Here is a 22,493-nt window from a genome sequence, read left to right as displayed (position 1 = left end):
AAGATGCGGGATGAAGAGGCCTTTACGACGCGATGGCACGCCAGGTAGCGAATCCCGCAATGCAGAAGCCGATCGAGCCCAGCAGGTGCACGGCCGAGTGCGCCAGCGCCCAGCCGTAGTGGCCGCGCTGCAGCAGCACCATCGCCTCGCCGGAAAAGCTGGAGAAGGTCGTCAGGCCGCCGAGGAAGCCGGTAATCGCGAACAGCCGCCATTCCGGCGACAGGCCCGGATCGCTGCCGAAGAAGCCCAGCGCCAGGCCGATCAGGTAGCCGCCGACCAGGTTGGCGGCCAGGGTGCCGAGCTGTATGTGCGAGTGCAATTGCCCCAGGAAAATAGTCAGACCCCACCGCAACCAGGCGCCCAGGGCGGCGCCAAGACCGACCGCCACCCAGCTCATCGATCAGCCCACTTCGCTTTGGCGGCATCGTCGCTGACGCGCGCATCGACCCAGCGCGCGCCCTGCGGCGTCTGTTCCTTCTTCCAGAACGGCGCCTCGGTCTTCAGGTAATCCATGATGAATTCGCAGGCGGCAAAGGCGTCGCCGCGGTGGGCGCTGCTGACCGCCACCAGCACGATCTGCTCCAGCGGCAGCATCGGGCCGACGCGGTGCACGACCAGCGCACCGTACAGCGGCCAGCGCGTCCGGGCCTGCCCGACGATGTCCTGCAGTGCGCGTTCGGTCATTTCCGGATAGTGTTCGAGCTCCAGCTCGGCCACCCGGGCGCCATCGTTCAGGTCGCGCACGGTGCCGACAAAAGTCACCACGGCGCCGATGCGCGGATCGCCCGCGCGCAGGCGGGCCACCTCCGCGCCGAGGTCGAAATCTTCGCGCTGCACCCTGACTTCGTTGAAGAACGCCCCCGTCATTTGCCCTCCCGGGCCAGGCGCAGGAACAGCTGTTCGATGCGCGACGCGGTGCGGGCGTCGAGCAGGGCCGGCAGCGCGGCCAGTTCGCGCAGCTGGCTGTCTGCGCCGCCGTCTTTCTGCCCGCCCTTGTGGCCGGACTTCAGCGAGGATTGCAGCACCTCGACCTGCAGCTTGAGGCGCTCGCGCGCGAACTCGGGGCCGCTGTCGATGCCGGCGCGGATCTCGGCGCGCAGCAGGTCGTGCAGCAGCTTGTCGCGGTTGCGTTCCAGCAGCTGGGCGTAGGTTTCGCGCCCATCATGCATTGCGCGCAACGCGGCGTCGAAGCGGCTGCGCAGCGTGCGCTCCATCTCGGCGTCGAGCGGCGGCAAGGCGCTCCAGCGCGCTTCCCAGTCGCTGTCCGTCGCACCGTCACCTGCCACGGCATGTTCCAGCTCCTGCACCAGGCGCAGCTTGTCGCGCAACTGGCCGGCCTGGGCCACGCCGGCGGCGCGGCGGGCGGCTTCGAGCTTCTGCTGCACCTGTGCCACCGCGGCGTGGTAGCGCTTCTCGACCCGCGCCTCATGGGCGCGCGGCACCGGGCCGATCGCCTGCCATTCGGCGGCGGCATCGCGCAGCAGCTTGCCGGCGGTGGCCGGCGTGACGTCGGCGGCGGCCGCTTCCAGGCGCGCGCTGATCGCTTCCTTGGCCGCCTCGTGGGCACGGCGTTCGATGTCGGCCTCGTGCATGCTGTCCTTGCGGCGCTGGAACACGTCGTCGCAGACGGCGCGGAAGCGCTGCCACAGCGCCTGCTCGCTCTTGCGTTCGAGCGGCAAGGCGCGCGCATGCTCCTGCCAGCGCTGCTGCAGGGCGCGCATGATGTCGATCGCGTGGCGGTCGTGCGGGTCAATCGCGGCGGCTTCCTCGATGATCGCCTCGCGGGTCGCCATTTCGCCCTTGCGCTGCTCTTCCAGCGGTCCCTGCAGGGTATTCAGGGCGTCGGTGAACAGGGTATCGAGGCGTTTCTTTTCCTTGCGGTCGATGGCGCCCAGGTGGCTCCAGGCCAGGCGCAGGCGCTGCACGGTGCCGGCCACGTGCTTCCACTCGGCCTCGCCGGTCTGCAGGCGCGCGATCTCGGCATTCGCCTCGTCGATCAGGGCCTGGCCACGCGCGGCGTTGGCGTGGCGCTCGTCGGCCAGGTGGCGGAAGTGGGCCGCCGCCGGCGCATAGGCCGCGGTGCAGGCGGCGTCGAAGCGCTCCCACAGGCTTTTCGGGGCGGCGCCGGACAGGCTGTCGAGGGCTTTCCAGCGCTCGCGCATGCTGCCGACCTTCTTCGCCAGCTCGCTCATCGCCAGGTTTTGCGTCGGCAAGGCTTCCACGGTCTTGATCAGTTCTTCGCGCGACACATTGCCGCCCCAGCGCGCCCAGTCGGACAGGCGCTTGAGTTCGGCCCGCACATGGGCCAGGCGGTCGGACTGGGCCGGCGTCAGGCGCATGCCCTTCTCGCGCGCTTCCTTCAGGGACTTGTCGAGCTCGGCCGCCGTGCCCAGCGAGCCCTGCTGCAGGGCCGCTTCCATCGCGTCCATGGTGTCGAGGAAATGCTGATCGGCGCCGCGACTGCGGCCCGGCTCTTTGGCTTCTTTCTGCTTGGGCGCTTCCTTGGGCTCGCGTGGCTTGCGCGCCTCCGGCTGCGGCAGGCTCGCCAGCAAGGCGTCGAAGCGCTGCTGCAGCGCCGCCGCGGCCTCGCGGTGGGCCGGCTGCGCCAGCTGAGGCAGGCGATGCCATTCCTTGCGCAGCGCGTCGGCATTCAGTTCGGCCGCCGGCCTGGCCTGCTGCTCGGTAATGAAAGTTTCGCGCGCCGCCAGCGCGGCCCGGCCGGCTTCGATTTCATGCAGGCTGGCCTGCAGCTTCTGGGCTTCGAGGCCGAATTCGGCCACCAGGCTGCGCGGCAGCGAGGGGTATTCGGGTGCCTGCAGGGCTTCGGCCTGTTCCCGGCTGAGGGCTTCCAGGCGGGCGGCCAGTTCGTCCCCCGGCAGCGGCTCGCCCGGCAGCCGGCGCAGCGCGGCCAGGCGGTCGATCATGGCGCGCTGCAACTGCACCTGGGCTTCCAGGCGCTGGGCCAGGGCGGCGCGCACGCCGGCGAATTCTTCCTGCAGCTCGGGGGCGGCGATGACCGCCCATTTGCGGTCGAGGTCGGCAACATGATTGGGTGTCAGCAACTCGTCCTTGAGCAGCACGCGTGCCTGCTCCAGCGTCGCTTCGCCGCGCCGCCGTTCCGATTCGTGATGCCGGTGGGCATCGAGGCGCGATTGCATCAGCTTGGCAACCCGGCGGTCGGTATTGCGCATCGCCGTATGGACGCGCTCCAGCAGCTCGGGGCGATGGACGAATTCGGCCGCGGCCAGGCGCAGCTCGGAAAATTCGCATTGGAGGATGAATTCCACCGCGGCGGCCTCGTCGCCCTGGAGCCGGCTCAGCTTTTCGGCCTGCAGCGCGCGCTGCGGGGCCGCGTTGGAGCCCGACCCCGAGGAGGCCGCCTGTTCCGGTTGCGCCTCCTGTCCAGCCGGCTTGTCGCCGGGCTTGTTGTCGCCCGGCCGCTTGAATAGGAACTCGAACATGATGAAATCGCACTTCCAAAATCGCCATCATAACAAAACCCTGATGGCCTCGCGCCACCGGACTGGCGCGTGCGGTCCGCCGCCCGGGCAGGCTTCAGTGCAGCAGCGACAGCATGGCGTGGCGCCGCCCGAATTCCGGCCCGGGCCCGTCGTGTCCATGCCCGTGCGGCTCGTACAGGGAATGGCGGGCTTCGACCGGCTGCGGCCGTCCGCGTCCGCACCTGACCGCCCCGCGGCGCTCGCGGGCGACGGCGTCGTGGGCCAGCATCTGGTTGGCGATCGCGAACCAGGCCTCGCCGCGCACCAGGCTGCGCGCCAGCGGGAACAGTTCGTGTTCCTCGCGCTCGAGACGGCAGCGCAGGGCCGCGATGCAGCGCTCGACGGCTTCGCAAAAGCTGCCGCGGCCGACGCCGCGCACCCCGGCGTCGACGCAGGCTTCGGCCGCCGCCAGCGCGTCGTTGGCGGCCTGGCTGAGCTGCTCGAGGTCGCGCAACAGGCCGTCGGCGGCCTCGGTGGCGCGGCGCAGGGCCGGCACCAGGAACTTGTCCAGCTTGCGCCAGTGGCAATCGTCCACCACCCGGCGCAACTCGGTGCACAGCCGGGCAGCCTGGCCGGGTATGAGGATGCCGCGATCGTCCGGCAGGGAATGCAATTCGCGCGCCAGCGACTGGAGCGCCGAGCGAACGGTGGTCTGTTCCACGGACAAGGCAACGAGGGTGTAAGTTGACGTCAGCATTCGGTCTCCGCTCAGTTTTTCGCCGACACAAAGCCCAGCCTGACCGGCGAGGTCGGGCAGGAAGCTCGGATGGGAGGCGCTTGTTTTGAACAGGCCTGCAGGAAGGGGTGTCCCCGTATCGTTGTTCATCGGCCTGAAAGAGCACCTAGTGTACGGACGGGTCCTGGGGGTGGGTTTGATCTGGAACAAACCGCAACCCCGGGCTCCCCCTGGGGAGGGGGAAGGATGTCAGGCGGCGATGGCCTGGGGCGAGGAGACCAGCGCGCGCAGCTGGCCGGCCACGGCGTCGGGATCGCTGCGCCCCACCTCCACCGCCGGACAGCCATGCCAGCGTGCGCAGCGCGCCAGCGCGGCGGCCAGGTCGCGCAGCAGGCGCTCGCTCGGCCGCACGCCGGGCTCCAGCGCCACCGATTTCAGTTCGAACACGCCGGCCGCGCGGTGCGCCTTGGCGTCGATGCGTCCGATCAGCTGGCCACGGCGCAGCACCGGCAGCGTGAAATAGCCGTACTGCCGCTTCTCGGCCGGGGTGTAGCACTCGAGACGGTAGTCGAAGCCGAACAGTTCCAGCGCGCGGCGGCGGTCCCAGACGATGGGGTCGAAGGGCGACAGCAAGGTGGTCACGGTTGGATTCAGGCGTCCCGCCGCGGCCTCCTCCAGCAGCGCCGCATGATCCGGGTGCACGAACACCGGATCCTTCCAGCCCTCGACGCGGGCGCGCAGCAGCAGGCCCTGGTCCGCCAGCGCCTGCGGCGCAACATGCGGCGCGCGGGTCCGGTGGTAGTCCGGGATCCAGGCGGCCCTGGCCAGCCCCAGCGCCTTCACCGCGCGCAGCACGAATTCGCGCCGGACTTCGTCGATGGCGGGCGCGCGGCTGTCGTCCCAGCCGGGCAGTACGCGCTCGGCCAGGTCGTAGACGCGATGGAAATTCTGGCGCCGCGCCACCATCACCTTGCCGGCCGTGAACAGGGCTTCGAGCGAACGCTTCTCGGGCTTCCACTCCCACCAGCCGCCGCTCTTGCCGTCCGTGCGCTCGAAGTCCGCCGCCCGCGTCTCACCATTGAGGCGGATGTGCTCGAGCACGCGGTCGACCTGCTCCGCATGCCCCTTCATCCAGGACGCGCCGGACTTCCAGCCCATCGAGTGCGGGTCGAGCATGCGGTGGCGGTACAGGCCATAATCCTCGATCGGGACGAAGCAGGCTTCGTGGGCCCAGTATTCGAACAGCTTGCCTTCCGCCAGCAAGGCTTCGAGCCAGGCCGGATCGTAGTCGCCCAGGCGGCTCCACAGCACCAGGTAGGGGCTGCGCGCGACCACGCTGATGGTGTCGATCTGCAGCACGCCCATGCGGCGAATGGCGGCCAGCACGTCGTCCCTGGTGGCGCGGGCGCGGCGGGGCTGCAGCATGGCCTGGGCCGCGAGGTGTAGGGCGCGCGCGGCGCCGATACTAAGGGTCAGTTCGCTCATTCGGCTATTTTATTTGAGCTATTGCCATGTTGCTCATCCGTCGGAGAACTTTTGTCAGCGAGATCAGGTCTGGGATATAGTTAGCCCCCTTCGCTCACCATCTTCCTGTCAGAAATACATGCGGCTGCTGCACACTTCCGACTGGCATCTCGGCCAGACCCTGCACAACTTCGACCGGACCTACGAACACCAGCGCTTCCTCGACTGGCTGCTCGACACCATCGTCGCCGAGCAGGTGGATGCCTTGCTGATCGCGGGCGACATCTTCGACAACTCGAACCCGTCGGCCGCCTCGCAGCGCCAGCTCTACCGATTCCTGCAGCAGGCGCGCGCCAAGTCGCCGCAGCTGGACATCGTCATCATCGCCGGCAACCACGATTCGCCGGGCCGCCTGGAGGCGCCCGGTCCCCTGCTCGAAGCCCATGGCACCCGGGTGGTCGGCCACGTGGTGCGCGATGACGCAGGCGGCATCGACGTCGGGCGCATGGTGGTGCCGCTGACCGGCCGCGACGGCGCGGTCGAGGCCTGGTGCGTGGCGATCCCCTTCCTGCGTCCGGGCGACGTGCCGCGCATCGAAGCCGCCGACCGCGAAGGCGGTGGCGGTGGCGAAAATCCTGCCGTCGACGCCTACATGTCCGGCATCGCCCTGCTCTACCGGCAGGCCTACGAGCTGGCGCGCAGCCGCTGCGCGAACGGGGAAGCCATCCTGGCCATGGGCCACTGCCATATGACCGGCGGCGATTCCTCGCCGGATTCCGAGCGCCGCATCCTGATCGGCGGCACCGAAGCCCTGCCCGCGTCGATGTTCGACCCCAGCATCGCCTACGCCGCCCTGGGCCACCTGCACCTGGCGCAGAAGGTCGGCAAGCAGGACCACCTGCGCTACTGCGGCAGCCCGCTGCCGCTCTCCTTCGCCGAAATCGGCTACCAGCACCAGGTGCTGCGGATCGACCTCGACGGCGGCAAGGCCAGGGACATCGTGCCGCTGCCGGTGCCGCGCGCGGTCGAGCTGCTGCGCGTGCCGGCCCAGCCGGCGCCGTTGAAGCAGGTGATCGCGGAACTGGTCGGCCTCGAGCTGCCCGAGCTGCCGCCGCACGAACAGCCCTACCTGGAAGTCCGCGTGCTGCTGGACGGCCCCGAGCCGAGCCTGCGCGCCCAGGTCGAGGCGGCGCTCGAAGGCAAGCCGGTGCGCCTGGCGAAGATCGAACCGACCCGCAAGCTCGTCAACGCCGCCGGCATCGACGCCGCCCTCAGCCTGGACCAGCTGGCCCAGCTGCAGCCGGACGACATCTTCAGGCGGCTATGGCAGCAGCGCTTCGGCGACGATGCACCGGCCGACCAGCTGGCCGCCTTCGCCGAACTCCTCGGCGCCGACGGCCTGGAGGGCGCATGAAGATCCTGCGCATCGGCGGCAAGAACCTGGCCTCGCTGGCCGGCGAATTCGAGGTCGACTTCGACAGGGAACCGCTGGCATCGAGCGGCCTGTTCGCGATCAGCGGCCCGACCGGCGCCGGCAAGAGCACCCTGCTGGACGCCCTCTGCCTGGCCCTGTACGACGCCACGCCGCGCCTGATCAAGGGACCGCGCGCCGGCAACTTCCTGCCCGACGTCGGCATCGAGGTGCTGTCGGTGCAGGACCGCCGCACACTCCTTCGCCGGGGCACCGCCGAAGCCTATGCGGAAGTCGACTTCGTCGGCAACGACGCCGGCCGCTACCGCGCGCGCTGGAGCGTGCGCCGCTCGCGCAACCGCGCCGCCGGCGCCCTGCAGCCCGTCACCATGAGCCTGCAGCGCCTGCCGGAACTGCAGCCGATCGGCGCCACCAAGACCGAGGTGCTGGGCGAGATCGAGCGCCGCATCGGCCTCTCCTTCGAACAGTTCACGCGCTCGGTGCTGCTGGCCCAGAACGAGTTCTCGGCCTTCCTGCGCACCGACGAGAACGAGCGCGGCGAACTGCTCGAGACCCTGACCGGCAGCACGGTCTACGGCGAGATCTCGCGCCGCGCCTTCGAACGCTGGCGCCGGGAACAGGAAGCGATGCGCCGCCTGACCTCGCGCCTGCAGGACCAGGCACCGCTGGCGCCCGCCGAACGCGAAGCCCTCGAAGAACAGCATGCCCAGGCCAGCCAGCAGCTCGCCGACGTCGACACGCGCCGCGCGGCGCTGGAAGAACAGCTGCGCTGGCACCAGGAGCTGGCGCGCCTGAAAGCCGCGGAAAGCGCCGCCGATGGCCTGCTCGCCGCTGCGAACGCCGAGCTGGATGCGGCGGGCGAACGGCGCCGGCGCCTGGCCACCCTGGACGCCGTGCAGCCGGCGCGCCCGCTGATGGCCGACCTGGCGCGCCTGGCCGACGAGCAGCGCCAGGCGCAGTCCCAGCTGGCGGCCGGCGAACAGGAACTGGCGCGCGCGCTGACGGCCCAGCAGGAAGCGCTGCGCGGCCAGATGGAGGCCGAGCGCAAGCTGGAAACGGCCGAAGATGCCCAGCGCGCCGCCGCGCCGCAACTGGACCGCGCCAAGGTCCTGGACGCGACCCTGGACAGCCTGGTGCCGGCCCACGCCAAGGCGCGCTCGGCGCATGAGGACGCGGCGGCCGAAGCGCAGAAGGCCGAGGCGGCGCGCCTGGCCAAGACCCAGGAACTGGTCGCCGCCCGCCAGGCCCTGCAGGAGACGATCGCCTGGCTCGACGCCCAGCACCGGCTGGAAGGCCTGGCCGGCCAGTGGACGCGCTGGGAACAGCGCCTTGCCCAGGCCGAGGATGCCGCGCGCCTGGATGCGCAATCGGCGGCTGCGCTGCAGGAAGCCAGGGCCGGCGCCGAACAGGCCGCCGCCGCCGCCCAGCGCACCGCCGTCGCGCTGGAGTCGGCGACCGCGCTGCTGGCCGCCCGCGATGCCGCGCGCCGCACGGCCGCCGAGGAACTGGCCGCGATCGACGCCGATGCCCTGCGTGAGGAACGCCGCCGCCTGGACGCGCGCCGCGAACGCCTGGCGTCGCTGGAACAGACCTGGAATGCGCTGGGCAGCGCCCGCCAGCGCCTGGGCGAACTCGATGCCGGCTCGCAGCAGGCCAGCCAGGCCCGTGCCACCGCCCAGGACATGCTGGACGCCGCGCGCGCAGCCGGCATCGCGCTCGATGCCCAGGTGGTCCAGGCCGAACGCCTGCTGAAGGGCGCCCAGCTGGCCTGCGCCGACGGCGTCGAAAGCCTGCGCGCGACCCTGGTCGACGGCGATCCCTGCCCGGTCTGCGGCGCCGAGGATCACCCCTACCGCCACCAGGATGAACGCCTGCACGCGGTGCTGGCGAACCTGTCCGAGGAACTCGCCGTGCGCCGCCGCGAGCAGCGCGACAACCTGAATCTGCAGGCCGAACAGCGCGCCGCCTTCGAGGCCGCCGGCGACAGGCTCGCGCAGCTCGGCCGCGAACGCGAAAGCCTCGCCGCCAGCGTCGCCCAGCTGGAACAGGAATGGCAGGGCAGCGCACTGGCCGCGGAAGCGCCGGAGACAGGCCGCAGCGCCTGGTTCGGCGAGCAGTCGGCCCGGCTGCGCGCCGACTTCCAGGCGCTGGAAGCACGCGATCACGCGCTCGGCCGTGCGCGGCTGGCGCGCGACGCCGCCCAGCAGGCCTGGGACCAGACCAACGCCGAGCATGCCCGGCAGCTGGCGGCGGCGCAGCAGGCCCAGGGCCAGCTGGCGAAGCTGGACGCCGACATCGCCGGCCTGGCGGCACGCCGCGAAGCCGCGGCCGCCAGCCTGTCCGCCCTGCTGGCGGAACTCGATCCGGTGCTGAGCGAAGCCTGCGGCGACGGCTGGCAGGACCAGTGGCGCCGGGATCCGGCGGGCTGGCGCAAGGCGCGCGCGGCCCAGGCCGGGGAATGGCTGGAGCGCTCCAGCCGTAGCTCGCGGCTCGCCGCCGGCATCGACACCCTGGCCGCGGGACAGGCGGCGCTCGACGAACGCGCGGCGCAGGCCCTGCGCCAGCGCGAGGCCGCGCGCCAGGATTTCGAACGCATCGACGCAGAATTGCGCGAACGCCGCCAGGAACGCGCCCTGCTCTTCGATGGCCGCAAGGCGCTCGAGGTCGAGCAGTCCCTGGCCGCCGCGGTGGCGGCGGCGCGCCAGTCGCTGGCTTCCTGCCAGGCGGCCAGCCTGCAGGCGGCCCAGCTCGAGGCCCGCGTGCGCGCCGCCCAGGCCCAGGCTTCGGGCCGCATCGCCGACCTGCAGGGCGCGTCAAGCGATGCCGCCACCCGCCTGGCGCAATGGATCGAGGACTTCGCCGGCAGCGACCCCGGACTGGAGCCGGTGGACAACGAACAGCAGCTGGCCACCCTGCTGGCGGTGGGCGCCGCCCGCATCGCCCAGGAGCGGGCCGCCCTGCTCGAACTGGACAGCCGCGCGCGCCAGGCGGCCGCGGTGCTGGCCGAGCGGCGCAGCCAGCGCGAGCAGCACGAAGGCCAGCGCGCCGCCCTGCCCGCGGTGGCCATGCCCGAGAGTGCCGATGCCGCGCCGGCTGCCGAGACGCTGGCGCGCCTGCTCGACGGCGTGCAGGCCGAGCGCCGCGCCGTCCACGAGACGGCCGCCGGCCTGGCGCTGCGCATCCGCGAGGACGAGCAGCGGCGCACGCGCGCGCAGTCGATGATGGCCGAGATCGAACGCCAGCGCGCCATCGAGGAACGCTGGGCCAAGTTGTCGGAGCTGATCGGCTCGGCCGACGGCAAGAAATTCCGCAACTACGCCCAGCAGTTCACGCTCGACGTCCTGCTCGGCTACGCCAACATCCACCTGTCCCAGCTGGCGCGCCGCTACCGCCTGGAGCGCGTCGCCAGCCAGGCCGGCCCCTCGCTGGCGCTGATGGTGCGCGACCAGGACATGGGCGGCGAGATCCGCTCGGTGAACTCACTGTCCGGCGGCGAATCCTTCCTCGTATCGCTGGCCCTGGCGCTGGGCCTGGCCTCGCTGTCGTCGAACCGGGTGAAGGTGGAATCGCTGTTCATCGACGAAGGCTTCGGCAGCCTGGACAGCGACACCCTGGGCGTGGCCATGGATGCGCTGGACACCCTGCAGTCGCAGGGCCGCAAGGTGGGCGTGATCTCGCACGTGCAGGAGATGACGGAGCGGATTTCGACCAAGGTGCTGGTGCGGCCGGCCGGCGGGGGCAGCAGCGCGATCACCGTGCAATGAGCGGTGCTAAAATGCCCGCCTCTCCCCGTCGTTAACATTTGTCGCATCCAACCATGAACAAACCCGCCCGCTTCCTGACCTTCAAATGCGCCAAATGCGCCAAGCCGGTCAAGGTCACCCTGCAGAAAGTCTCGGCCTGCTCGCACATCCAGCCCTACCAGGGCATCTGCGAATGCGGCGAGATCAAGCGCCACGCCACCGGCAATCCGGATGCCGTGAAGTCCTACGTCGAGTCGAACGAACTCCACTGGCACCATCACCACTGATCGGCCGCCCTTGAACAACGAACGCATCCACTGGATCGAAAACGGCGAACAGCGCTCGGCAGCCTGGCGCTCGGAGAGCGGCTGGCCGGCGCCGAAGAAGGTCGTACTGGCCGACGACACCATGAACGCCGACGCAGCCTACCGGCTGGCCCTGGAAGGCACCGGCCTGCTGTGGCGCGGCGACTTCCAGAATGCGCGCCAGCTGCTGCAGGCGCTGGTACGCCGGATCGAGCACAAGGGTGGCCGCAGCAAGCGCGCCAAGGCTGCCGCCAAGCCGGCGACGCTTACCGAACAGTTCCACCGCCACCGCCTGGCCCAGCTGCAGCGTGCCCGCACCCTGGCGATGCTGCTGATTCCCTTCGAGACCGATTATTCGATCCCGCTGCGCCGCGCGCCCGATGTGCATGACGCCTGCACCGAGGCGTATGGCGCCGGCAGTGAAGCCTTCGTCGCTTCGCTGCGCGAGCTGCTGGGCGTGATCGGCGCCCACGAATGGCGCCGCAAGGGCGTGTTCATCCCCGCCCTCGACGAGCGCATCCATCCCTGGTACGGCGTGTTCTCGCCGGTGCGCGGCGAATACGTGGAACTGGTCGCGCAGGCGCCGCTGCCGGCGGGTACGACGCTGGCCTTCGACATCGGCGCCGGTACCGGCGTGCTGTCGGCGGTGCTGGCGCATCGCGGCCTGCAGGGCGTGATCGCGACCGACATGGACGAGCGCGCACTCGGCTGCGCGCGCGCCAACGTCGAACGCCTGGGCCTGCAGGGCCAGGTCGAGGTGGTGAAGGCCGACCTGTTCCCGCAGGGCCGCGCCAGGCTGGTGGTCTGCAATCCGCCCTGGCTGCCGGGCAAGCCGAGTTCCTCGATCGAATATGCGGTCTACGATCCGGACAGCCGCATGCTGCGCGGCTTCCTGGCCGGCCTGAAGGAGCACCTGCTCGAAGGCGGCGAAGGCTGGCTGATCCTGTCCGACCTGGCCGAGCACCTGGGCCTGCGCTCGCGCGAGCAGCTGCTGGGCTGGATCGCGGACGCCGGACTCGTAGTCGCGGGCCGCCACGACATCCGCCCCGTGCACCCGAAAGCCAGCGATCCGGACGACCCGCTGGCGGCCGCCCGCATGCGCGAAGTGACGTCGCTGTGGCGGATTTGCACTTCGGGCCCGGAAGCGATACAATAGCGTTCTCAGACGCGGGGTGGAGCAGTCTGGCAGCTCGTCGGGCTCATAACCCGAAGGTCACAGGTTCAAATCCTGTCCCCGCAACCAAATACTGTACGACAGAAGCCCGACTCTTGAGCCGGGCTTTTGTTTTCTGGGCCAGCGCAGCGCATGAGAGACAAGAAAGACAACGCCACCTTCGACCTGCCGGGCTTCGAGCCGGCCGAGCCGGGCGAGGCCGTTGCTCCCGAGCCCAAGCGCCCCGCCCCACGCAGCCGCCGCGCCGCGCTCAAGCAGGAACAGATTCCGCTGCTGGACCTGGAAGAAACCGACGCCACCGGACTGCCGGTGTGGAAGTCGGATCCGGACCTGGACCTGACCGGTTTGCCGGTCTGGAAGCCGGCGGCGTAAAGCGTGCCGCTTTTCAGCTAAGTTCAGCTAAGCTGCTACGTACTTCCTTCGTTACCCTTCGCCCGTCATTCCCGCCTTCGCGGGGATGACGGGAAAAAATGATGCCTCTCATGTCCGACACCTCCTTCGCCTCCCTCCAGCTAGCCGCTCCCTTCCTCGCCAACCTGACCCAGCTCGGCTACCACGACATGACCCCGGTCCAGGCCGCGACCCTGCCGCTGGCGCTGGCCGGGCGCGACCTGATCGCGCAGGCGAAGACCGGCAGCGGCAAGACCGCCGCCTTCGGCATCGGCATGCTGCTCAGGCTGAACCCGGCGCTGTTCGCGGTGCAGGGCCTGGTGATGTGCCCGACGCGCGAGCTGGCCGACCAGGTGGCGAACGAGCTGCGCCGGCTGGCGCGGGGGATCGGCAACCTGAAGGTCGTGGTGCTCACCGGCGGCGTGCCGATGCGGCCGCAGATCGCGACCCTGGAATTCGGCGCCCACATCGTGGTCGGCACCCCGGGCCGCATCCTCGATCACCTGGGCAAGGGCACCCTCGACCTGGCGCGCCTGCGCACCCTGGTGCTGGACGAGGCCGACCGCATGACCGACATGGGCTTCTACGACGACATCGCAGCCATCGTGCGCGCCTGTCCGTCGTATCGCCAGACCCTGCTGTTCTCGGCCACCTACCCGGACGATATCCGCGAAGCCACCGCGCGCTTCCTGAACCAGCCGGAAGAAGTGCTGGTCGAGAGCCGCCACGAACCGGTCCGCATCGCCCAGCGCTTCTATGAGATCGGCTTCGAGGGCCGCCTGGAAGCGGCGGCGCGCGTCCTGGCCCATTTCCGCCCGACCTCGGCGATCCTGTTCTGCAATACCAAGGCGCGCTGCCGCGAGCTGGCCGACTACCTGCGCGAGCAGGGCTGGTCGGCGCGCGCGCTGTACGGCGAGATGGAGCAGCGCGACCGCGACGAGACCCTGGCCATGTTCGCCAACCGTAGCTGCACGGTGCTGTGCGCCACCGACGTCGCCGCGCGCGGCATCGACGTCGCCGGCCTGGAAGCCGTGATCAACGTCGACGTCTCGAAGGATCCGGAAGTGCACGTGCACCGCATCGGCCGCACCGGACGCGCGGGCGAATCGGGCGAGGCCCTGACCCTCGCTGCGCCGAACGAAAAGAAGTGGGTCAAGCTGATCGAGGAATACCAGCAGGTGGAAGCCGAGTGGCATCCGCTGGCCGAACTCGGCGACGACACCTTCCCCGACGGTCCGGCGCCGATGCTGACGCTCGCCATCGCCGGCGGCAAGAAGGACAAGCTGCGTCCCGGCGACCTGCTGGGCGCCCTCACCGGCGACGCCGGCCTGCACAAGGACCAGGTCGGCAAGATCCAGATCGGCGAATTCTTCAGCTACGTGGCGCTGGACCGCCGCGTCGCCGAGGAGGCTTTCGCGCGCCTGAACGGCGGCAATCCGCTCGGTCCGGAGTTCGGCACGGTCAAGGGCCGCAACTTCAAGATGCGCTTTATCGAGGTGTGATGCGCGAAGTCCGATACTGCTGAGTTGTAACCGGGCGTAACAGGCGCGCACGGTTGAGGGCAGCGCGGGGCATCGTCCGCGTAAATCTGGCATGATTTGCTACAAATATAGGTTAGCAAAATGACCAGCACACTCATCATCGGACCCGAGCAGCAGCGCCTCGAAGGCCGCACCGTCAGGGACATCGTCGAGCACGATCCCGCGCAGGTCAACGAGGTCTGGTGCCGCAAGATCTTCCGCCAGCTGCTGCAGTCGCTCGAACTGCAGTACGCGATGCACATGCCGCACCGGGCGATCACGCCGGACACCGTCGTCTTCCACGACAACGGCGAGCCCCTGCTGATTCCCACCGAACTCGACGACGTCCAGGACGAAGCGGCCGACCTGACCGCGCTGGCGCGGGTCGTGCACTTCGCGATCACGCGCGAGCTGGCGCCCACCGGTCCCTTGCGCGGCCGCGCGCCGGAAGGCTACAGCGATTCCCTGGTCACCGCGGTCGACCGCTGCATGTCGAGCGATCCGGCCGAACGCCCGCGCAGCATCGACGAGCTGCGCCACATCCTCGGCATCGTGTCGCTCGGGCCGGCGATACCGGCGGCGCCTGCCGTTGCGCCGGCGGACGGACCGCTGGCCTTCCGGCCCCTCACGCCCGTGCAGCCCGGCGCCGAGCCCTCGACAGCATCGCCGAAGCCCCTGCCGGCGGCCCCGGTGCCGGACGACGGCTCGCCCTCCTTCATGCGCGAGGGCGGCGCTGCGCGCCTCGGCGGCCTGTCGCGCTGGCAGCGCTGGGCCCTCGCCGGCGGCGGCGGCGCCTTCCTGGTCGCCGTCGCGCTGGCCCTGTTCGCGGAACTGCGCGACTCCGGCTCCTACGACCATATCGTGCTGACCCTGCCGCAGACCGGCGAACACGCGCAGCGCGACGCAGCCTCCGTGCCGCCACCACTGGCGCAGGCCGAGGCGCGTGCGCCGGCCCCCGAGGCCCCCGCACCGGCACCGGCACCGGCCCTGGACGAGGCCGCGGAGCCGGCGTCCGCAGCCTTGCCGCCGGCAGCGGACGCGCCGGCACCGGCCGCCGCGGGCGTCCTTCCCGCACCGGCACGGCCGCACGCGGGACCGGCCGCCTCCGGCACCTACAAGCTGGCGATCAAGCCCTGGGGCGTGGTCTACGTGGACGGCGTCGACCGCGGCGTCAGCCCGCCGGTCAAGCGCCTGACGCTCACGCCCGGCAAGCACACGATCCGCGTCGCCAACCCGAATTTCCACGACCGCGTGCTCGAAGTCGATACCGGCGCCGGCAGCGGCCAGATCGCCGTCGACTTCAGCGACACTCCCCGGTGAGCAGACATCCATCCATGACCAAGCAGCGACTCCACCTCCTCGTCCTCGCCACCGCCGGCGCCATGCTGCTCGGCGGTTGCGCCGAGTTCCCGATCTTCGACCAGAAACAGGCCCGCACGCCTTCGCATCCGAAAGCCGCCGCGCCCAAGACGCCGGCGGTCGTGGAGCGCGAGCGCAGCGGCGATGCACCGCCGCCGGCGCGCGACAGCGCCAGCCGCATGCGCGACCGCGACGGCGACGGCATCCCCGACGCACCGAAAGAGGCGAACGGCCTGCGCGAAGGCATCCGTTTGTACAACGAGGGAGATTTCAATGGGGCGATCCGGCGCCTGTCCGCGCGCGACGTCAACAACGGCCCGCTGCCGACACGGCTGGCGGCGCTGAAATACCTGGCCTTCAGCTATTGCGTGACCTCGCGGCCCTCGCTGTGCCGCCAGGCCTTCGACCGGGCGCTGCGCCTGGATCCTGCCTTCGACCTGGCGCCCGGCGAACACGGCCACCCGCTGTGGGGTCCGGTCTTCACCAAGGCCAAGCAGGCAGCAGTCGCTTCGCGCTGAATCCGCGCCGGATCAGAAAGGCAGCATCCTGCGCTGCGGCCGGATTTCCTTCTTCAGAAAACCGGCGATCAGCGGATCCGCGACGAAGTCGAGCTTCTCGTAAAAGGCGCGGTTGTGGTCCATCGGCTGCAGCAGCACGCGCGGAATGCCCAGCCCAAGGCAGTGCAGCTCGATCTGCTTGATGAGCCACTCGCCGATGCCGCGGCCGCGATGGGCATTCAGGACGATCAGGTCCGACACGAAACAGAACTGCGGCGCCGCCAGCTCGAGGCGGGCAATGGCAACCCTCTTCTTTCCCGACTCGACCGTGACCCACTGGACCAGGCCGCCCATTCCACCGGCATTGGCGGCAGCGGAAGTGTCGCGGTTGCTCCAGCCTGCGTCTTTGCGGAATGCCAGCAAGACCTTGTCGGGCAGCGGAGCGCTCAGGGGGCGGAAGGTGAGAGAAGATTGCATGGGAGAATGTTTGTTAACTCCTCCCAGCTTAAAACGCGGCAACCCGCCACGCGAGCGCGGGAATGTAAAACAACCACGCTATTTGTAAGTAGATGTTACCAAATGTGATTACAGTATTTACAACGAACCAGCTTTTCTCACGCACGTCGCCCTCAAGAGGTGCTAGCATGCCGGTCTGGCGCTCCGGCCCGGTCCCCACTCCTCATCCAGCCCGACACATGCCTCCCCTCCCCCGTTCCTCATTCGATGCGATCGTCGTCGGCACCGGTCCGGGCGGCGCCAGCGTGGCGCGCGAGCTCGCCGCCAACGGGGCCGCGGTACTGATGCTGGAACAGGGCGGCGCCGAGCCGCTCAAGGGCACGCTCGGGCAGATGGCGGCCATGGCCGCAGTGCCTGGCAAGGGCGCCTTCATCCACCGCGACGCCTCGCTGCTGGTGCGCGCGATCACCCTGGGCGGCACCTCGGCCATCAATTTCGCCACCGCGGCCCCGCCGCCCGCCGCCATGTTCGCGGCCCACGGCATCGACCTGGCGCCGGCGCTCGCGGAGCTGCGCGCCGAGCTGCCGATGGCGCCCCTGCCGGACAGCCTGGTCGGCCCGATGGCGGCGCGCATCATGACGGCGGCGCGGGAACTGGGCCTGCCCTGGCACAAGCTCGACAAGCTGATCCGCCCGCAAGCCTGCCGCACGGGATGCTGGCGCTGCGTGACCGGCTGCCCCTACGGCGCCAAGTGGACGGCCCGCGATTTCGTCGACGAGGCACGGCGCCGCGGCGCCGTGCTGCGCGAGCGCGCGCGGGTGGACAGGGTGCTGGTGGAGGACGGCCGCGCGGTGGGCGTGGAAGCCACGATCGCCGGAGAAAGAGAGCAACTGCGCGCCGGCCTCGTGGTGCTGGCCGCCGGCGGCATCGGCAGCCCGCGCCTGCTGCGCGCCTCAGGCTTGCTGGAGCAAGCGGCCGCCTTCTTCAGCGATCCGGTGATCGCCATGATGGGCAGCGTCGACGATATCGACGGTGGCGCGGAAGTGCCGATGGCCGCCGGCGCCAGCTGGCCCGAAGACGGCATCGCGCTGGCCGACCTGACCCTGCCGCAAGCCATGTACCAGGCCTTTGCCCTGCAGGCCGGACGCCTCGACCGCCTGCTGGCGCATCGCCGCACCCTCAGCATCATGGTCAAGATCCGCGACCAGGTCGGCGGCAGCATAGGCCGGCGCTGGGTCGACAAGACCCTGCAGCCGGCCGACCGCGAGAAGTTCGGCAAGGGCATGGCCATCGCGCGCGGCATCCTGGAGCGGGCCGGCGCCCGCCACGTGTTCGCCAGCCACCACTTCGCCGCCCACCCGGGCGGCAGCCTGCGCATCGGCGAGCAGGTCGACGCCGGGCTGCGTACCGCCACACCAGGCCTCTACGTCTGCGACGCCTCGGTGATCCCCGAGCCCTGGGGACTGCCGCCGACGCTCACCCTGCTGGCGCTGGGCAAGCGCCTGGGCAAGCAACTGGCTGCCGGCCTAGAGGCCTAGAACATCCCGTTCTCGTTCGGCATCGGGTCCGGCCGGGCCTGGCCGATGTCCCACATCTCGGCGATGCGCTCGCCTTCGAAGCGCAGGATGTGGACCACCGCGATGTCGGCGCCGTCCGGCGTCATTCGCGCACGCGAATGGACGGCCACCAGCGGCCCCTCGGCGATCGCGCGCTGCACCTCGAACACCATGCCCGGGAAGCGCGCCGCGTTCTCGATCATGCCGGCCTTGATGGCGGCGGCGTCGCCGGCAAAATAGGGATTGTGGTGGCGGAAGCCGGCGCCGGCAAAGCGTTCGAAGGCCTGCTCCACCTGGCCGGCGGCGGTCATTTCCAGGAAGGCCACGGCGGCTTCCTTGAGATTCTGTGTCGTCATTTTCCCATCCTGTCGAGTGTTGTGTTGACCCATTTCTGCAGCGCTGCATCGTCCGCCATATTGCCGTCGAAGGCAAGGTCCGGGATGAAGGGTTCGCGTGTCGCCGTCGCCGTCCTGAACAGCGCCGAGGGGATGACCAGGGCGCCGCGGCCGCTCGGCAGCGGATGGCGGTCGACCTCGCCGAAGGGAGAATAGCCGATCGTCGCCTCGCCCAGCACCACGGTGTCGCTCGCCGCCCTGAGCCGCTGCACGAAGTTCATGCAGGAGCTGAAGCAGCTGCGGTCGATGAGGGCCGCGATGCGCGGGCCGTGCGGCCGCGGCAGCTTCAGGGTCCGGGTCTGCGCGTCCGGATCGCCGGACAGCAGCGCCATCTTCTGGCCGGCGCGCATCGCCGCTTCGACCTTGGCCAGGTCGGCTTCGAACTCCGCTTTCGATGCGGCGTGGGTTTCGTCGGCAATGTAGTGCCTGAGCAGCTTCGCCGTCTCGGCATCCGCGATCTGGTACTTGCTGGCGCCGCCGGCCTCGCCCAGCTTGGCCGCATAGGCTTCACCGTAGAGCGCCGCCAGCGCGCGGCTGCCCCAGCTCGAGTCGCCGCCGCCGTTGCCGCGCAGGTCGAACACGATCCAGCCCGCCTTTGCCTGCCGCAGCGCGGCCAGTTGCGGATACAGGGCTTCGTAGGCGGCGCCGGAGCGCTCGCCATTGAAGTTCGGCATCCCGACCCAGTGCCTGCCGGGGCCCAGCGCCGTCAGGCCCACCGGCTTGGCCGTCGCACGGAAACGCGGCCGGATCTCGTCGATGTGCTGCTGCGCGACCTCGCCCGGCACGCTGCGCAGCGGCAGCTCGTAGCGCTTGCGGCTGCCGTCCGGCAGCACGAACACGCACTGCTTCGGCGTCCAGCCCAGGCCGTAGTCGAACATCACCTGCTGGGCGAAGGCGCCGGACGCGGTCGCATACTCGGGACTGCGGTTGGTGAACGGCGCCACCTGCATCTGCAGCCAGGTGCCGGTCCAGACATCGTCGCAGGACTGGGCGATGCTGCCGACCGGCGGCAGCGGGGTCGGCCAGCCGGGCTCGGACCAGCTCACGCGATAGCGGCCGCTGTTCAGGCCACCGGCCTGGTCGAGCACGATGCCGGTCCAGCCGTGGATGGCCAGGCGTAGGTCGATGCCCATGTGCGGGTCGCCGAAGCCGGCGACGAAGCGCATCATCATGCGCCGGTAGTCCTGCTCGCTGCGCACGCCCGCCGCCTCGGCGCGGGCGAGCCGCAGGCCGCCCTCGAAGGGCATGGTCACGCTCGGCAGGCCGGCCACGTAGCCGGCGTGGCGGGTGCGGATCGCATCGGCGGCGAAGTCCAGGTCCTGGCGCGCGATCGCGGCCCAGTCCTGGGCTTGCGCCTGCAGCGCCGCACCCAGTGCCGCGCCCAGCATCGCCAGGCACAGCGTGCGTTTCAAGGCCGGGGCGCGCACGGGCTCAGGCCTTGAGATTGACGGTCGCCGGGAACACCGGCGGACGGCGGCGCAGGCTGGCCTGCTCGTAGGCGTAGGCCATGCCGATCAGCGAGGCTTCGGTCCAGGCGGTGCCGACGAAGGAGATCCCGACCGGCAGGCCCTGCACGTAACCGGCCGGCACCGTCACGTGCGGATAGCCGGCCACCGCCGCCGGCGAGGAGAAGCTGCCGCCGTAGTGGTCGCCGTTGATGTAGTCGGTCAGCCAGGCGGTGCCGCCGGTCGGCGCGACCAGGGCGTCCAGCTTCTCGTCCTTCAGGATCTTGTCGATGCCCTCGTCGCGCGAATAGCGGTGGTTGTTGGCCAGTGCGTCGCGGTAGGCTTTGTCGTCCAGGCCGGGCTTTTTCTGCGCCGCGGCCAGGTGCTCCTGGCCGAAGAACTGCAGCTCGCGGCCGGCGTTGTTCTCGTTGAAGGCGATCACGTCCGCCATGGTCTTGACCGGCGCATGCGGGGCGTAGTCGCGCAGCCAGGCTTCGAGGTCGGGGCGGAACTCGGCCAGCAGCACTTCGAGTTCGCTGTCGCCGTACTTGTCGACGTTCGGCACCTGCACGTCGACCAGGATCGCGCCCTGCGCCTTCAGGATCGCCAGCTCCTTTTCGATCACGGCATCGATGGCCGGGCTGCTGCCGAAGAGGTTGCGGGCCACGCCGATGCGCTTGCCCTTGAGGCCGTCGAGGCGCAGCGCGGCCGCATAGTCGGCGGCCTTGCCCTGGGCGTCGCCGGTGGCGGCGTCCTGCGGATCGCGGCCGGCGATCGCGCCCAGCAGCAGCGCCGCATCCGCCACGCTGCGGGTCATCGGGCCGGCCGTATCCTGCGAGTGGGCGATCGGGATGATCCCGCTGCGGCTCACCAACCCCAGGGTCGGCTTGATGCCGACGATGCCGCAGGTCGAGGCCGGCGAAACGATCGAACCGTCGGTCTCGGTGCCGATCGCCAGGGTGGCCAGCCCGGCGGCCATGGCCGCGCCCGAACCCGAGCTCGAGCCGCTGGTATTGCGGTCCAGTGCGTAGGGGTTGCGGGTCTGGCCGCCGCGGCCGCTCCAGCCGCTGACGGAGTGGGTCGAGCGCATGTTCGCCCACTCGGACAGGTTGGTCTTGCCGATGATGACGGCGCCCGCCTCGCGCAGCTTCTGCGCCACGAAGGCGTCCTTGCTTGCGCGGACACCAGCCAGGGCCAGCGAGCCGGCCGTGGTGCTCATCGCATCGGCGGTGGCGATATTGTCCTTGATGAGGACGGGGATGCCGTGCAGCGGACCGCGCAGCTTGCCGGCCTTACGTTCGCGGTCGAGCTGTTCGGCGATGGCGACGGCATCGGGATTCAGTTCGATGACGGCGTTGATGCGCGGGCCGGCCTTGTCGATGGCGGCGATGCGCGCCAGGTATTGCTGCACCAGGGTTTTCGAGCTCAGCTTGCCGGCCGCCATCCGGGCCTGCTGTTCCTGGACGCCGGCGTCCAGTATACTGGACGAGGCCGCGCCACGGTTGCCGGCGGCGCCCGCCGCCGGCGCCATCCCCACTGCACCCGCCGCCGCACCTGCACTAAGCCCAAGCCGAACGAAATCCCTGCGCTTCATACAATCCTCCGTGTCAATTAATGCATGAGCATAGCAGTAAAGTTGCTCATGTGACACGGTGTTTATGTCAGCAGGGTGGATGCCCCATCGATGCCGCCGCACGCGAGCGATCCACGGTCGGCGTCGGCGATGGGCGGGCGCTGCGCTCGGCCGCGTCCAGCTTGCCGCGCTGGAGGTTTTCTTGTGCGCAGGTGGGTACCGGAAGGTTTGCCGGCGCGGCGCGGCGCCTGTAGCGGCAGAACATGCATGATTGAGTTTGGCACATGGCAGCTCCTCTGGTAGGATTACAAAACGGAACGCGATTCCGAATTATAACCGGAACCACGTTCCGTTTAATAGATTTTTTTATGCATACGAAGCCAGACCGGGACGAGACGTCGCAGGAAGCCGCGCAGGAAGCCCATGAGCAGCAGCCGCGCGCCAAGCGCGTCGACGCCCAGCGCAACCTGCAATCGCTGCTGCAGGCAGCCATGGACGTGTTCACGCAATCGGGCGTCGATGCGCCGGTGCGCGAGATCGCCGAACGCGCCGGGGTCGGTGTCGGTACGCTATACCGCCACTTCCCGCAGCGCGCCGACCTGATCGTCGCCGTCATGAAGTCGCAGATCGACGCCTGCGCCGATGCCGCCGCCGGCTTCGCCGGCGAGTACCCGCCGGACGAGGCGCTGGCGCGCTGGATGCAGCGCTATGTCGACTTCATCCTGACCAAGCGCGGCCTGTCGAACGCGCTGCAGTCGGACCATGCTGCCTACGCCTCGCTGCCCGATTACTTCTATGCGCGCCTGCGCCCCGCCCTCGCCTCGCTGCTGCAGGCGGCGGTCGACAGGCAACTGATCCGCCCCGGCTACGAGGCGGACGAACTGCTGCGCGCGGCGGCCACGCTGTGCAAGGCGAATCCCGACGAGGACACGGCGCTGACGCGCAAGATGGTGGGCTTGCTGGTGGACGGGCTGCGCTGCCGGCCGGAGACCCGCTAGGACGCTGCGG

General features: G+C 70.1%; 19 protein-coding genes and 1 tRNA gene. 11 read left to right on the top strand and 9 right to left on the bottom strand.

What is annotated here, in order from left to right:
- Positions 1-22: 22 nt before the first annotated feature.
- The 5 genes from crcB to AC1DOQ_RS21730 form a co-directional block, all read right to left on the bottom strand.
- Positions 23-397, bottom strand: coding sequence for a fluoride efflux transporter CrcB (gene crcB / locus AC1DOQ_RS21750; RefSeq protein ID WP_477369032.1), 375 nt, complete (start codon positions 395-397; stop codon positions 23-25).
- On the bottom strand, positions 394-867 hold the full coding sequence (moaE, locus tag AC1DOQ_RS21745) for a molybdopterin synthase catalytic subunit MoaE (protein ID WP_477369030.1): 474 nt from the start codon (positions 865-867) through the stop codon (positions 394-396). Before moaE ends, crcB begins: the two co-directional genes overlap by 4 nt.
- Entirely contained in the window at positions 864-3,461 is a 2,598-nt protein-coding gene (locus AC1DOQ_RS21740) for a DUF349 domain-containing protein (protein ID WP_477369028.1), read from the bottom strand. The genes moaE and AC1DOQ_RS21740 overlap by 4 nt, the downstream gene beginning before the upstream one ends.
- 94 nt (positions 3,462-3,555) lie before the next feature.
- Entirely contained in the window at positions 3,556-4,197 is a 642-nt protein-coding gene (locus AC1DOQ_RS21735) for a hemerythrin domain-containing protein (protein WP_477369026.1), read from the bottom strand.
- A 228-nt stretch (positions 4,198-4,425) separates the two neighbouring features.
- Positions 4,426-5,661 carry a winged helix-turn-helix domain-containing protein gene (locus AC1DOQ_RS21730; protein WP_477369024.1) on the bottom strand — a complete coding sequence of 412 codons (1,236 nt, stop codon included), beginning with the start codon at positions 5,659-5,661 and terminating at the stop codon, positions 4,426-4,428.
- Positions 5,662-5,779: 118 nt separating this feature from the next.
- On the opposite strand from AC1DOQ_RS21730, the gene AC1DOQ_RS21725 reads away from it, so the two are divergent.
- The 9 genes from AC1DOQ_RS21725 to AC1DOQ_RS21685 all read left to right on the top strand — a co-directional run bounded on the left by AC1DOQ_RS21725 (position 5,780) and on the right by AC1DOQ_RS21685 (position 16,081).
- Entirely contained in the window at positions 5,780-7,054 is a 1,275-nt protein-coding gene (locus AC1DOQ_RS21725; RefSeq protein ID WP_477369022.1) for an exonuclease SbcCD subunit D C-terminal domain-containing protein, read from the top strand.
- Positions 7,051-10,836 (top strand): AAA family ATPase, encoded by a 3,786-nt coding sequence (locus AC1DOQ_RS21720; protein ID WP_477369020.1) that lies wholly within the window; start codon positions 7,051-7,053, stop codon positions 10,834-10,836. Before AC1DOQ_RS21725 ends, AC1DOQ_RS21720 begins: the two co-directional genes overlap by 4 nt.
- Before the next feature lie 53 nt (positions 10,837-10,889).
- Complete coding sequence (locus AC1DOQ_RS21715) at positions 10,890-11,102, top strand: hypothetical protein (RefSeq protein WP_477369018.1); 213 nt, start codon at positions 10,890-10,892, stop codon at positions 11,100-11,102.
- 10 nt (positions 11,103-11,112) lie between these two features.
- Positions 11,113-12,276 (top strand): methyltransferase, encoded by a 1,164-nt coding sequence (locus AC1DOQ_RS21710; protein WP_477369016.1) that lies wholly within the window; start codon positions 11,113-11,115, stop codon positions 12,274-12,276.
- A 10-nt stretch (positions 12,277-12,286) separates the two neighbouring features.
- A tRNA-Met gene (locus AC1DOQ_RS21705) sits at positions 12,287-12,363 on the top strand.
- A 63-nt stretch (positions 12,364-12,426) separates the two neighbouring features.
- Entirely contained in the window at positions 12,427-12,666 is a 240-nt protein-coding gene (locus tag AC1DOQ_RS21700) for a hypothetical protein (RefSeq protein WP_477369014.1), read from the top strand.
- 110 nt (positions 12,667-12,776) lie between these two features.
- Positions 12,777-14,186, top strand: a complete 1,410-nt coding sequence (gene dbpA, locus AC1DOQ_RS21695) for an ATP-dependent RNA helicase DbpA (RefSeq protein WP_477369012.1) — start codon at positions 12,777-12,779, stop codon at positions 14,184-14,186.
- 120 nt (positions 14,187-14,306) lie between these two features.
- Positions 14,307-15,524, top strand: coding sequence for a serine/threonine-protein kinase (locus tag AC1DOQ_RS21690; RefSeq protein ID WP_477369010.1), 1,218 nt, complete (start codon positions 14,307-14,309; stop codon positions 15,522-15,524).
- Between the two features lie 14 nt (positions 15,525-15,538).
- Entirely contained in the window at positions 15,539-16,081 is a 543-nt protein-coding gene (locus AC1DOQ_RS21685) for a TssQ family T6SS-associated lipoprotein (protein WP_477369008.1), read from the top strand.
- A gap of 12 nt (positions 16,082-16,093) precedes the next feature.
- On the opposite strand, the gene AC1DOQ_RS21680 is transcribed toward AC1DOQ_RS21685, so the two are convergent.
- The gene (locus AC1DOQ_RS21680) at positions 16,094-16,537 is read right to left on the bottom strand and encodes a GNAT family N-acetyltransferase (RefSeq protein ID WP_477369006.1); all 444 of its coding nucleotides are present in this window, start codon (positions 16,535-16,537) and stop codon (positions 16,094-16,096) included.
- 218 nt (positions 16,538-16,755) lie between these two features.
- Here AC1DOQ_RS21680 and AC1DOQ_RS21675 point away from each other — a divergent pair, with 218 nt between their 5' ends.
- Positions 16,756-18,054, top strand: a complete 1,299-nt coding sequence (locus tag AC1DOQ_RS21675) for a GMC family oxidoreductase N-terminal domain-containing protein (protein ID WP_477369004.1) — start codon at positions 16,756-16,758, stop codon at positions 18,052-18,054.
- Here AC1DOQ_RS21675 and AC1DOQ_RS21670 read toward each other — a convergent pair.
- Genes AC1DOQ_RS21670 through AC1DOQ_RS21660 form a run of 3 tightly spaced genes read right to left on the bottom strand, consistent with a single transcriptional unit; the run spans position 18,051 to position 21,506 of the window.
- On the bottom strand, positions 18,051-18,428 hold the full coding sequence (locus tag AC1DOQ_RS21670) for a nuclear transport factor 2 family protein (RefSeq protein WP_477369002.1): 378 nt from the start codon (positions 18,426-18,428) through the stop codon (positions 18,051-18,053). The two genes, AC1DOQ_RS21675 and AC1DOQ_RS21670, sit on opposite strands and share 4 nt — an antisense overlap.
- Entirely contained in the window at positions 18,425-19,879 is a 1,455-nt protein-coding gene (locus tag AC1DOQ_RS21665; RefSeq protein WP_477369000.1) for a S41 family peptidase, read from the bottom strand. The genes AC1DOQ_RS21670 and AC1DOQ_RS21665 overlap by 4 nt, the downstream gene beginning before the upstream one ends.
- A 19-nt stretch (positions 19,880-19,898) precedes the next feature.
- On the bottom strand, positions 19,899-21,506 hold the full coding sequence (locus AC1DOQ_RS21660; RefSeq protein WP_477368998.1) for an amidase: 1,608 nt from the start codon (positions 21,504-21,506) through the stop codon (positions 19,899-19,901).
- Between the two features lie 347 nt (positions 21,507-21,853).
- On the opposite strand from AC1DOQ_RS21660, the gene AC1DOQ_RS21655 reads away from it, so the two are divergent.
- Complete coding sequence (locus AC1DOQ_RS21655) at positions 21,854-22,483, top strand: TetR/AcrR family transcriptional regulator (protein WP_477368996.1); 630 nt, start codon at positions 21,854-21,856, stop codon at positions 22,481-22,483.
- Positions 22,484-22,493: the final 10 nt, after the last annotated feature.

Source organism: Massilia sp. 01N417 (assembly GCF_056399645.1).
This window is presented reverse-complemented; position numbering and strand designations above follow the sequence as displayed.